We start from the raw sequence: 12157 nt of genomic DNA, 5'->3' as shown, positions 1-12157 counted from the left end.
GTTTCCTATTTAAGGTTAGGGTTAAGGTTAAAATTAACGGTTAAGTTAAAGGGTTAAAAATCGTTTTCATTTCAGCGCGAGTTTTTAAGGCTTATTTACATAAGCCTTAAACTGTTGCCTAGTGATCTTCGTGAGCCATGCTCAGATATACAATTGTTAGCATCATAAAAATGAATGCTTGCAGTGTAATTACTAAGATATGGAATACTGCCCATGCCCACTGTAAAACACCACCAAAAATACCCATTGCCAAACCAGCTGAGAACATTAGCGCGATTAGAATGAATATCATCTCACCGGCATACATGTTGCCGAATAAACGCAGTGCTAGCGATATTGGCTTAGCAATTAAACCTAATATTTCTAGAGTAAAGTTCACTGGAATAAACAGAGCTTGTACAAACGGGTTTTTAGCATTGAACGGGTGTAGCGTTAACTCACCAATAAAACCACCGATACCTTTTACTTTAATGCCGTAAAAGATCATTAGCGCAAATACAGATAATGCTAGGCCTGCGGTAATGTTAGGGTCTGTAGAAGGTACGATTTTCATGAATGCATGGTGAGGATCATTACCTGCAGCCGCCCATGAAAGTTCAAATAACTTAGGAATAATGTCTACTGGAATTAAATCCATTAGGTTCATCATAAATACCCAAGTAAAGATGGTTAAAGAAAGAGGGGCCACAAGAGGGTTACGGCCATGGAAGCTTTCTTTTACGGTGTTGTCGATAAATTCAACAAGGCTTTCTATAAAGTTTTGCATGCCTGATGGCACACCAGTCGTTACATTTTTAGCGGCACGCCAAAAGATGAACATAATCAAAGCACCAAGGCCGATTGACCATGCCAAGCTATCAACATGCAATGCCATAAAGCCCATGTCGCCGGCTTCTTGTGCTGTTTGTGCAAGAGTCCAAGAACTCTCAGTCATAACTGAACCATCTGCACGCTCATAACCGGCCGGCAATTCGCCGTAGGTTAAGTTGGTGAGATGGTGTTTTATGTAGTCGGTAGAGGAAGTACCTGCCATATGCCACACTCTTCTTTTAAAGGTTTATAAATTTGCAATTCTTGAAGCGAAAACGTTTGCGACTTGAACAGCAATAAATGCACTGAACAAAGCCAAAAAATCAATCGGGTGTATTAACTTAAACGCCGCTACAAAACCAATGGCCGTTAATACTATTTTCCACGTACCACCTTGATAAAAAGATCGCAGTACGTAACCCATTTGCTGTGCGCCACTGTATTTAAATGCCTTGTGTATAAAGTAGGCATTGGGGACAGCACATATCAATCCACCCGCTAATGCGGATATGGCAGCCTCTTGGCTTTTCAGCATAAACAAAAGGGCTATTACGCCACTTAACCCTAATTGAAACAGGGTTATTCTATATACCGGAGGGCGTTTTATGGTCTGACTCACGCTCTCTCCAATGGCTTTAATTCGCCAACTGCCACTTCATGATTTAAGTCAATTACCTAAAAATAGGCGGGCAGAATTATATTGGCTATACCGCTTAGCTTCAACCAGCCATTCACTTTATTCGCATTTAAATTGTGCATTTCAGACTCAGTATATTGATTTTCTGAGCAAAGTTTGCACAATCGTGAGGCAGTGTAGATGGCTTGGTGGGGATTAGCAATGAAATAGCCGGCCACTCAAAATCAAGCGGCCATTTTAGAAGTGATTATTTTATATGATTTAAAATGCCATCCAGCTCATCAAGGCTAGAATAACTAATGACTAATTTACCTTGGCCTTTGGCATTGTGTTTCAATTCGACTTTTGCGCCTAAACGCTCACCCAAGCTGCCTTCAAGGCGCTGAATGTCAGGATCCGCTTTAGCTTTCACTGTTGGCGCTTTTTGCTCATGCCAAGTACGCACCAGTGCTTCTGTTTGGCGAACCGTAAACCCCTTGGCGACGACTTGGCGTGCGGCTTCACTTTGATGTTCGCCTTGCAGGCCCAGTAACGCTCGAGCATGACCCATTTCGATATCGCCATGTTCAAGCAAAATACGAACGTCGTCATTCAAATTCATTAAGCGCAGTAAGTTGGTTACGCTGACGCGGCTCTTACCTACCGCGTCGGCGACTTGTTGTTGCGTGAGTTCAAATTCAATTTGCAAACGATGCAGTGCAACCGCTTCTTCCATTGGGTTTAAGTTTTCACGCTGAATGTTTTCAATCAGAGCCATAGCAATGGCGGCATCATCCGCTACGTCACGAATAATCGCAGGCACTTCATGTAAGCCAGCCATTTGTGCCGCACGCCAGCGACGCTCACCCGCTATGATTTCGTATTTACTATTATTACTATTAGGAGAGATAGCACGCACAACAATCGGTTGCATGATGCCCTGCACTTTAATCGAAGCGGCTAGTTCTTCTAGGCCTTCTGGGTGCATGTCTTTACGCGGCTGATATTGGCCTGGCTGTAAAAATTCAACAGGCAATTGCTTGAGAACATCTTTGCTAAAAGCGGTATCGGTTGAGGGAGCATCAGCTTCTGCTTGCGCACTATTGCTTTGACTAGCCGCACCTGCCAGTAGGGCATCCAAACCCATTCCACCTAATCCACGTTTTTTTGCCATGTTCTTGTTGCCGCTTAATGAAAAGTAATATTAATGTTCGACCGATTTATTTTTGCGATTCACTTCACCCGCTAAGGCTAAATACGCGACGGCACCACGGGAGGTTTTATCATAATGCAGCACCGGCATGCCGTAGCTTGGTGCTTCTGCCAAACGTATGTTACGGGGAATCACTGTCCCGTAAACTTTATCGCCAAAGTGATTAATCAACTGGGCTGATACGTCTGTGGTTAAACTGGCTCTTGGGTCATACATGGTGCGCAATAATCCATCAATCTCAAGGTCAGGATTAATTTGTTTGATTCGTTCAATTGTACCCATTAAGGCGCTTAACCCTTCTAATGCATAGTACTCGCATTGCATGGGAATAATAACGCCATCGGCCGCCACAAAGGCATTTACCGTGAGCATGTTTAAAGAGGGCGGGCAATCAATCAAGATATAATCGTATTGATCTTTCACCGCATCCAATGCTGTTTTTAAGCGGCTCTCTTTATTATCCAGCTCCATTAACGCCACTTCTGCGGCCGTTAAATCGCCGTTAGCCGGAATCACATCATAACCGGCTGGGTCTGTTGATTGTTTCACGTCTTTAACAGGTGTGCCTTCGACCAACAAATCATAAACAGACAGCTCAAGCTCATGCTTGTTAACACCACTGCCCATTGTGGCGTTACCTTGAGGGTCTAAATCGATCACCAATACTTTACGCTTGGTGGCAACCAAAGACGCAGACAAGTTTACCGTGGTGGTGGTTTTACCCACGCCACCTTTCTGATTGGCTATTGCTATGATTCGACCCACAAAACACCTTTATTATTGTCAACGCCTTGGCCATTCGATGCTTGTAATGTAAGCGAGTGCGAACGGTTGGGGTTTGCTAATTCTTTTTGATTTTCACCAAGTGTCGCTCCCCGTCTTCACCGGGAACGTGCAAAGCAAAACAGTCTACCACACTCACTCTATCATCCAATTGCTGTATTTCACTCTCAGGATAGATACCTTTCATGGCGTAAAAATAGCCATCTGGCTTGAGTAGGTGGATACTGCCGTCCACCATATCTTTTAAGGTGGCAAATGCACGACTGGTGATGGCATCAAATAATGGAGCGTCGAATGATTCAATTCGAGACTGTACTGGCGTCATGTTCGTTAGCTTCAACTCAATTTTACTTTGCGTTAAAAAGCGCGTTTTTTTGCCGTTGCTATCGAGCAAGGTAAATTGCTTTTGTGGAAAATAAATCGACATAGGGATGCCAGGTAAACCCGGACCCGTACCCACATCTAAAATACGCTCGCCAGTGATATGCGGCAGGATGCTTAAGCTGTCTAATAAATGACGACTGATCATTTCTCTTGGGTCACGTACCGCCGTTAAGTTATACGCCTTGTTCCATTTAACCAATAGCGCATGATAAGCCAATAGCAGTTCAATTTTGTCATCGCTAAGCTCTAAGCCTTGTTTGATAAGACCGGTATTTAATAACGCTTTGTACATGGAATATCCAAACTGAGTAACAAACATGTGGGAGGACGCTTGCGCGCGACAAGTTATTTATCGCGCGCAAGCGCCCCCACACATATGTAAATTATTTTTTAAGCACTTTGCTTTTGCACACTGTGGTGCTTTTTCAAATAAATGAGCAGCTGGCTTAATGCAGCGGGTGTTACACCCTGAATCCGACTGGCACTGCCTAGTGTTTCAGGCTGCATAGTCGAAAGTTTTTGCAGTATTTCATTGCTCAAACCACCTACTTTTGAGTAATCAAGATCCTTAGGCAAAAGGGTGTTTTCATAGCGGCGCATTTGCTCAATTTCTTCAAGCTGACGCACAATGTAGCCTTCATATTTAGCCGCTATTTGGACTTGTTCAGACACTTGTGGGTCTGATACTGCTTCGCCTTTTAGATTCGCTAAATCTTTGTATTCAATTTCAGGACGCTTTAGTAAATCCATTAAACTGTATTCACGCGTTAACGGGGTTTTAACTAAATCATCGAGCTGTTTAGCTTCGCTACTATTAGGCTGAATCCACGTGCTTTTTAAACGCTGCGTTTCACGCTCAATGGCTTCACGTTTTATGCAAAATGCCGCCCAACGCTCTTCGCCCACTAGGCCAAGCTCACGGCCTTTTTCGGTCAAACGTAAATCGGCGTTATCTTCACGTAAAATTAAACGGTATTCGGCACGGGAGGTAAACATTCGATAAGGCTCATCTGTGCCCATGGTGATTAAATCATCCACAAGTACGCCCAAGTAGGCTTCGTCACGACGAGGATACCAAGCGTCTTTTTCCATGCTACGAAGTGCTGCGTTTGTGCCAGCTAATAAGCCTTGTGCACCCGCTTCTTCGTAACCGGTTGTACCGTTAATTTGCCCAGCAAAGAACAAACCATTCATATGCTTGGTTTCTAAGCTGTGTTTTAAATCCTGTGGATTAAAATAATCGTATTCGATGGCATAACCTGGGCGGGTAATGTGCGCATTTTCAAACCCTTTCATGCTGTGGATAAGCGCCACCTGCACGTCGAAAGGCAAACTGGTGCTAATGCCATTCGGATAAAGCTCATGTGTGGATAAACCTTCTGGCTCAACAAAAATCTGGTGCGATGTTTTGTCGGCAAAACGCATGACCTTGTCTTCTATCGACGGGCAATAGCGTGGGCCTACGCCTTCAATAACCCCTGAATACATTGGGCTACGATCTAAACCACCACGAATGATGTCGTGGGTTTTTTCATTTGTATGGGTAATAAAACAATCGACTTGTTCTGGGTGGTCGGCTTGACTCCCCATAAACGACATCACAGGCGTAATGGCATCACCCGGTTGGCGCTGCATCACAGAAAAATCCACACTGCGCGCATCAATACGGGCAGGGGTGCCAGTTTTTAAACGACCCACATTAAATGGCAGTTCACGCAATCGCTGAGAAAGGGCATTTGATGGTGGATCACCCGCACGACCGCCTTGGTAGTTATCCAAACCAATGTGGATAACGCCACCCAAGAACGTTCCTGTGGTTAACACCACAGAGTCTGCATAAATTTTTATGCCTGCCTGAGTCACCACGCCTTTTACGGTATCGCCTTCAACAATTAAATCGTCACAAGCTTGTTGAAAAAACTCAAGATTAGGCTGGTTTTCCACAATTTCGCGAATCGCCGCTTTATACAGCGCACGGTCTGCTTGGGCACGGGTCGCACGTACCGCAGGGCCTTTACGACTATTTAGGGTACGAAACTGAATACCGCCTTTATCAGTGGCGCGCGCCATCGCGCCATCAAAAGCGTCTATTTCTTTCACTAGATGTGACTTACCAATACCACCAATGGCCGGGTTACATGACATTACCCCAACCGTTTCAATGCTGTGGGTGATTAATAGGGTTTTACACCCCATGCGTGCAGCCGCCAAGCAGGCCTCGGTACCAGCATGGCCGCCGCCCACTACAATCACGTCATAACGCTTTGGAAAATCCACGTAATTACCTCTGCACATACCAAAAGAGCAATAACCTGATTATTTATTGCTCAAAAATTCACCAGGGCGGGCATTATATAGATAGGGGGCTTTATACGCTAGACACAACGGGCTACAGATAGCGGTTATCTGGTACAAGCATGGATTAAAATGCGCGTATCTCGTTAAACTGACTTGGCACCCACTTTACTAGGCAACAAATATGAAACCTTTCATTCTTAGCATCGTAGCTTTTAGTCTATTAACAGGTTGCTCAGGCTTGCGTACCACTGACTCAACCTTTATGGCCCACGCAGAAAACTTCAATTTTCTCTTTTTACAAATACCCGGTGGTGATAGCCAAGAAAGAGCCATGGCCCTTATGCCCCAAGGTGCCAGCATTGATACCCTTATCAGCACGCCAGATGATATGACCAGCTTTCTTGGTGTTCTTAATCGCATTATAGGCCTTGATTACACCACTATAAATGGCCGTATAGAAGTTACCCCCAACTTATCTACAGGGCAATCTGTGGATAAATAACTTATGACCTTTTTGTGATGCATAAATATATCCACACTCAATAATCAAAATTCAAGGATCACAAACCAGTGTGCATATCTGTAAATAATCATGGTTATCCACAAATTTGAGATAACCTAGGTTTTTCAGGTCTAAATACAACTATCCACAGCTTAATTTTATACTTACCCACACTAACTAACAGCTTATACACAGGCTCTTTTTAATCCATTATCGGCGATTTTTGCCTCAATTATTTTGAATGAATCGTCATATGGCTTTAAGTCATCAATAGGTTAGTAAAAGGCTATCAACACTTTACTAACAGTTTATATTTTGTGGATAGATAGACATGAATCTAATATTCATTCATCTTTCACATAACAACCGCCAAAAAATTTCACACAATACGCTTTTGTTCAGCATTAGCATTCGTAAGGAATACGTTATGAAATTCAAACCATTTACATTAGCGCTTTTTTCAACCGTGCTACTCAGTGCCTGCAGTTCTAATGAACCCGATTTAACGTTGCATGTATTTGATTGCGGCCATGTTGAAGTGAGAGACATTTCTATTTTCTCTCCCGGTGTTGACGAAGGCCAGACCAAACACCTCACTGATAGTTGTTACCTTATCCAACATAAAAAAGGGTCCATGATTTGGGATGCAGGATTAGCAGACGCACTTGGTCCTGAAGGGATTGAAGCATTTGGCGGTAAATTAAAATTAACCGTTACTCATCCATTATCAGAGCAACTCGCGGCCATAGATGTAAACCCTGACAACATAAACTTTATTGCTATCTCTCACTTTCATGGCGACCACACAGGCAACGCGAATTTATTTGGCAACGCATCGCTATTGATACAACAAGCTGAATACGACGCAGCGTTTGGTGAAGACCCAACTAAATTTGGGTTTAACCCTGCAAGTTATGAGCAATTAGATAAAAGTAAAATTAAAGTATTAAACGGTGATTACGATGTGTTTGGTGATGGTAAGGTTGTGATTAAAACCGCACCTGGTCATACCCCTGGGCATCAGGTGCTGTTTGTTAACCTAGATGAGACAGGCCCTATTGTGTTATCAGGTGACCTTTACCACTTCACAAAAAATCGCGTGCACAGACGCGTGCCTTCTTTTAATTTTGATAAAGAACAAACACTTGCTGCAATGGAAAAAATTGAACAGTTTGTAGAAAATAAAAATGCCCAGTTTTGGATTCAACACGACATTGAACAAAACCAAACAATCAAGCATTCACCTGAGTTTTATCAATAATTTTTTTAGCATCAGCCATAAAAAAACGCAGCTTAGGCTGCGTTTTTATTTTAGCTAAACCGTTAATCTTTATTTACCAATACAAAAACTACCAAAGATCTTGCCCAGTAAATCATCACTGGTGAACTCGCCAGTAATTTCATTGAGTGCATTTTGCGCCATGCGTAAGTCTTCTGCTAACAACTCTCCAGCACTTGCGCCAAGTAATTGATCTAAGCCGTTATCTAAAAACTCTTTTGCTTGGTTTAACGCATCAATATGACGGCGACGCGCAATAAAACCGCCTTCACTAGCCGCATCAAAACCCATAACACTTTTTAAATGTTCGCGCAGGGTTTGGATACCGACACCATCTTTTGCTGAAATACTGATAACTGTCGAGGCCTCGCTTGACATAAATCCAGACGTTTCGCCGGTTAAATCCGCTTTATTACGAATAACCGTGATGCGCTCAGGATGCGGTAATCGATCAACAAAGTCAGGCCAAATATCGTGAGGCTCGGTCGATGTGGTTTCAGTGCCATCCACCATTAATAACACACGATCCGCTTGGGATATTTCGTTCCACGCGCGCTCAATACCAATGCTTTCTACTTCGTCTGGGGTTTCACGCAATCCAGCCGTATCGATAATATGCAGCGGCATACCATCAATGTGGATATGTTCACGCAGTACGTCGCGGGTAGTGCCTGCGATGTGTGTCACGATGGCCGTATCGCGGCCAGAAAGCGCGTTAAGCAATGATGACTTCCCTGCGTTAGGGCGTCCTGCAATCACCACATTCATGCCTTCACGTAAGAGTGTGCCTTGATTGGCTTCTTGCATCACATTGGCAAGGTTGGTCATAACGGCTTTTAAGTCGCCTTCAACTTTGCCATCACTTAAAAAATCGATTTCTTCTTCAGGAAAATCAATGGCCGCTTCCACATAAATGCGCAGGCCAATTAAACTCTCAACCAATGCATGAACACGCTTACTGAAAGCGCCTTGCAGCGAGCGCACGGCACAACGAGCCGCTTGTTCAGACGCGGAGTCGATTAAATCCGCAATGGCCTCAGCTTGTGTTAGATCCATTTTGTCATTTAAAAACGCTCGTTCACTGAACTCACCAGGGCGAGCTGTTCGTGCGCCAAGCTCACACACGCGCTTTAAAATGAAATCTAACACCACAGGGCCACCATGACCTTGAAGCTCAAGCACGTCTTCACCCGTAAACGAATGAGGGCCTTCAAAGTACAAAGCTAACCCTTCATCTAGGGTTTGCTCAGTTTTATCTTTAAATGAACAATAATGGGCGTAACGGGCTTTAGGCACAAAACCCAGCATGCGATCAGCAATGGCGTTTGCTTTAGGCCCAGACACACGCACAATGCCGACGCCACCTCGTCCAGGGGCGGTTGCAATGGCGGCAATGGTATCTGTGTTTAGTTGACCTAGTTCCATAATTCTTAATCTTTAATTGATGTATAAACGTAAAGAGGGTGACGGGAAGCGCTATTTTAGCACAGGCAAGTAAATAGAAAGAATGCACAATTTAAGGGGCAACGAACGCTCTCATTAAAACGAAAAACGGGAGACGAAAAACACATTCAGTGTCTCTCGTCTCCCGTCTAACATTAAGCGTTTTTACTTTACTTTGCTTCGTTTTCGATTTGCTTAGTAATGTAATACTGCTGCGCAATCGATAACAAGTTGTTCACTACCCAGTAAAGTACAAGACCCGCTGGGAAGAACAAGAAGAACACCGTAAAGATGATAGGCATCAACTTCATTACTTTTGCTTGCATTGGGTCAGGCGGTGTTGGGTTAAGCTGCATTTGAACAAACATGCTCGCACCCATGATCAATGGCAAAATAAAGTACGGATCTTTAATCGATAAATCTTGTAACCAGAACATAAACGGCGCTTGGCGCAATTCAACCGATTCCATTAACACCCAGTAAAGTGCAATAAATACCGGCATTTGCACAAGTATCGGCAAACACCCACCAAGTGGATTAATGCGTTCTTTTTTATACAAGCCCATCATTTCTTGGCTTAACTTTTGACGATCATCACCGTACTGTTCACGTAATGCTGTGAGCTTAGGCGCAACACGGCGCATATTCGCCATTGAACGATAGCTGGTTGCTGATAATGGGAAGAACGCTAGTTTAACCAAAACAGTTAAGAAAATAATTGCCCAGCCCCAATTACCTACAACGCTATGAATCGCTTGTAATAGCCAAAACAATGGTTTTGCCACCCACCATAACCAGCCGTAATCCACCGTTAAATCTAAATATGGTGAAATATCCGCTAAACGGTATTGGTCTTTAGGGCCAAGGTATAAACTGGTAAAGGTTGAAGATTGCTCACCAGCAGCAACACTTAGTGCTTCATCATAGTAACCCACAATGTAATTGTTACCCGCTTTGCGTGTGTTGTAGGTGTGGGATGTTTCAGCATTTGGCACCCAAGCACTTAAGAAATAATGCTGAAGGAAAGCGGCCCAACCACCTTGAATGGTTTCTTTAAAACGGGTTTCTTCAATGTCATCAAAATCAATTTTATAGTAATTCTCAGATGGGCGCGTCACAGCCGCGCCTAAATACGAGGCCATCCCCATTGATTCCATGCTAGAAGGATCAGCGCTTTTATCACGCTTAAACTGCGCATAAAAATTGGCTTTCCAAGTATTCGCAGACTGGTTATTCACTTCATAACCCACATCCACTAAATATTCACCGCGTTTGAACTTAAAGACTTTATCAATCGCGACATTATTTTTAACAATCGATAACGTTACTACCAATTCATTTTCGCCATCCGTCATTTGATACTGAGTATTCGCGGCTGAAAATAATGCGCGACTTCCTTTATCAATACCGTCTTGGCCAACTAAACCACTTTGTGCCACAAAGGTACGCATATTGTTTTGCTCTAACAAAACAAATGGGATGTTCTTGTCTTCAAGTGATTGTGGGAATGCTTTTAACGCGGCATAAACAATATCGCCACCGTTAGGGTTAATTCGAATGTCTAAAACATCCGTTTGCACTTCGATTAAGTCCGTTGATACAGCCATGTTTGCCTGTTCTAACTTAGGCTCATCGTTGCTGACATCAGGAATATCTTGATTTGCCGACTGCTCAGCAGGAATGTCTGGTAATGACGATACATTAGACTGGGACGTCATTACATTTTGTGTAACAGGGCGCTTGCCGTAATCGTCATTCCACTGCAATACCAGCATATACGATATGACGGCTATGCCGATCAGAATGATTGCTCTTCTTGCATCCATTGATAATTAGCTCTTATTAGATAATTCTTTATGGGGAACTGGGTCGTATCCATGGGTTCCCCAAGGATGACAACGACCAATTCGCTTAATACTTAGCCACAGACCACGGAAAGGACCATGCATTTCTAGTGCTTCGAGGGCGTATTCTGAACAAGTAGGGAGGTGTCGGCAACGACTTGGTAACAAAGGACTGATACCAATGCGGTAAAAACGGATCGGTAAGGCAATAAAATTGGTTAAAACCGAAGATTTATTGCTTACGTGGTTTTTGTCTGGAACGGTTGCCATTTGGTTTTTGCCTTAACCGTGTCCAAAGTTGGTCCACCATGTGTCTTAATTCGGTTTTATCCAAATCTTTTGCACCGGCTCGCGACAGTACAACACAATCAAAGTTTTCTAACTCGAACTGATGATGACGAAAACTCTCCCGCACAATACGTTTGATCTCATTACGATCAACGGCTCGCTTGGCATGTTTTTTCGCCACAACTAAGCCCAGTCTGGCAGGCCCTAATTCATTGCGTCTTGCAAGAATTAGGATTTGCTTCGATTGGGCTTTGGCGTCTGCTTGGTCGAATACCCTTCGATAATCCCCTGCCGTCAGAAGTCTAACGTGGCGCGGGAATACCGTGCTGGTCATTGCGATTAAGCAGTAAGTTGTTTACGGCCTTTGGCACGGCGACGAGCCAAAATTTGACGACCGCTTTTGGTTGCCATACGTGCGCGGAAACCGTGAGTACGTTTGCGCTTTAGCACGCTAGGTTGAAAAGTACGTTTCATGCCTTGTCTCTCAAACTGGATTAACAATAAAAATAAGGGAGCGGATTGTATTGAAAACAGCCAATGTATTCAATCAATCTTTTGGTTAATTCGTATTTAATTCATTTTTTCTGAAATTCGATTTTTAACTTAGTTAAGTATTATTAATTAATATATATATTTATGTTTTATATGTTTATTTATGATTAGTTATTATTAATGGTAAAGCCCTTTTCTGTGGATA

13 protein-coding genes are annotated in these 12157 nt (G+C 43.3%); 2 read left to right on the top strand and 11 right to left on the bottom strand.

Annotated features, from left to right (window positions below):
* Positions 1–118 precede the first annotated feature (118 nt).
* The 6 genes from atpB to mnmG form a co-directional block, all read right to left on the bottom strand.
* The gene (atpB, locus tag ACU6U9_RS06430; RefSeq protein WP_446734225.1) at positions 119–1033 is read right to left on the bottom strand and encodes a F0F1 ATP synthase subunit A; all 915 of its coding nucleotides are present in this window, start codon (positions 1031–1033) and stop codon (positions 119–121) included.
* Between the two features lie 24 nt (positions 1034–1057).
* Positions 1058–1429, bottom strand: coding sequence for an ATP synthase subunit I (locus ACU6U9_RS06425; protein ID WP_446734224.1), 372 nt, complete (start codon positions 1427–1429; stop codon positions 1058–1060).
* A gap of 265 nt (positions 1430–1694) precedes the next feature.
* Entirely contained in the window at positions 1695–2600 is a 906-nt protein-coding gene (locus ACU6U9_RS06420; RefSeq protein WP_446734223.1) for a ParB/RepB/Spo0J family partition protein, read from the bottom strand.
* A 30-nt stretch (positions 2601–2630) separates the two neighbouring features.
* Positions 2631–3404, bottom strand: coding sequence for a ParA family protein (locus ACU6U9_RS06415; protein ID WP_446734222.1), 774 nt, complete (start codon positions 3402–3404; stop codon positions 2631–2633).
* Positions 3405–3480: 76 nt separating this feature from the next.
* Entirely contained in the window at positions 3481–4098 is a 618-nt protein-coding gene (gene rsmG, locus ACU6U9_RS06410; protein ID WP_446734221.1) for a 16S rRNA (guanine(527)-N(7))-methyltransferase RsmG, read from the bottom strand.
* Between the two features lie 98 nt (positions 4099–4196).
* On the bottom strand, positions 4197–6083 hold the full coding sequence (gene mnmG, locus ACU6U9_RS06405; protein WP_446734220.1) for a tRNA uridine-5-carboxymethylaminomethyl(34) synthesis enzyme MnmG: 1887 nt from the start codon (positions 6081–6083) through the stop codon (positions 4197–4199).
* 202 nt (positions 6084–6285) lie between these two features.
* Between mnmG and ACU6U9_RS06400 the strand changes: the two genes are divergently transcribed.
* Both ACU6U9_RS06400 and ACU6U9_RS06395 read left to right on the top strand, forming a co-directional pair.
* Complete coding sequence (locus ACU6U9_RS06400; protein ID WP_446734219.1) at positions 6286–6606, top strand: hypothetical protein; 321 nt, start codon at positions 6286–6288, stop codon at positions 6604–6606.
* Positions 6607–7033: 427 nt separating this feature from the next.
* The gene (locus ACU6U9_RS06395; protein ID WP_446734218.1) at positions 7034–7867 is read left to right on the top strand and encodes an N-acyl homoserine lactonase family protein; all 834 of its coding nucleotides are present in this window, start codon (positions 7034–7036) and stop codon (positions 7865–7867) included.
* 69 nt (positions 7868–7936) lie between these two features.
* Here the strand turns inward: ACU6U9_RS06395 and mnmE are convergent, their stop codons facing one another.
* The 5 genes from mnmE to rpmH form a co-directional block, all read right to left on the bottom strand.
* Positions 7937–9310, bottom strand: coding sequence for a tRNA uridine-5-carboxymethylaminomethyl(34) synthesis GTPase MnmE (gene mnmE / locus ACU6U9_RS06390; protein WP_446734217.1), 1374 nt, complete (start codon positions 9308–9310; stop codon positions 7937–7939).
* A 188-nt stretch (positions 9311–9498) separates the two neighbouring features.
* Positions 9499–11154, bottom strand: coding sequence for a membrane protein insertase YidC (yidC, locus tag ACU6U9_RS06385; protein ID WP_446734216.1), 1656 nt, complete (start codon positions 11152–11154; stop codon positions 9499–9501).
* A 6-nt stretch (positions 11155–11160) separates the two neighbouring features.
* A complete protein-coding gene (yidD, locus tag ACU6U9_RS06380; protein WP_446734215.1) occupies positions 11161–11442 on the bottom strand; it encodes a membrane protein insertion efficiency factor YidD in 282 nt (93 codons plus the stop codon).
* A complete protein-coding gene (gene rnpA / locus ACU6U9_RS06375; protein WP_446734214.1) occupies positions 11405–11794 on the bottom strand; it encodes a ribonuclease P protein component in 390 nt (129 codons plus the stop codon). The genes yidD and rnpA overlap by 38 nt, the downstream gene beginning before the upstream one ends.
* A gap of 5 nt (positions 11795–11799) precedes the next feature.
* On the bottom strand, positions 11800–11934 hold the full coding sequence (rpmH, locus tag ACU6U9_RS06370) for a 50S ribosomal protein L34 (RefSeq protein WP_283788779.1): 135 nt from the start codon (positions 11932–11934) through the stop codon (positions 11800–11802).
* Between the last annotated feature and the right edge of the window lie 223 nt (positions 11935–12157).

Source organism: Pseudomonas sp. HK3, from assembly GCF_052920985.1.
The sequence above is the reverse complement of the archived record's forward strand: the minus strand, read 5'-3'. Positions and strand labels throughout refer to the sequence as shown.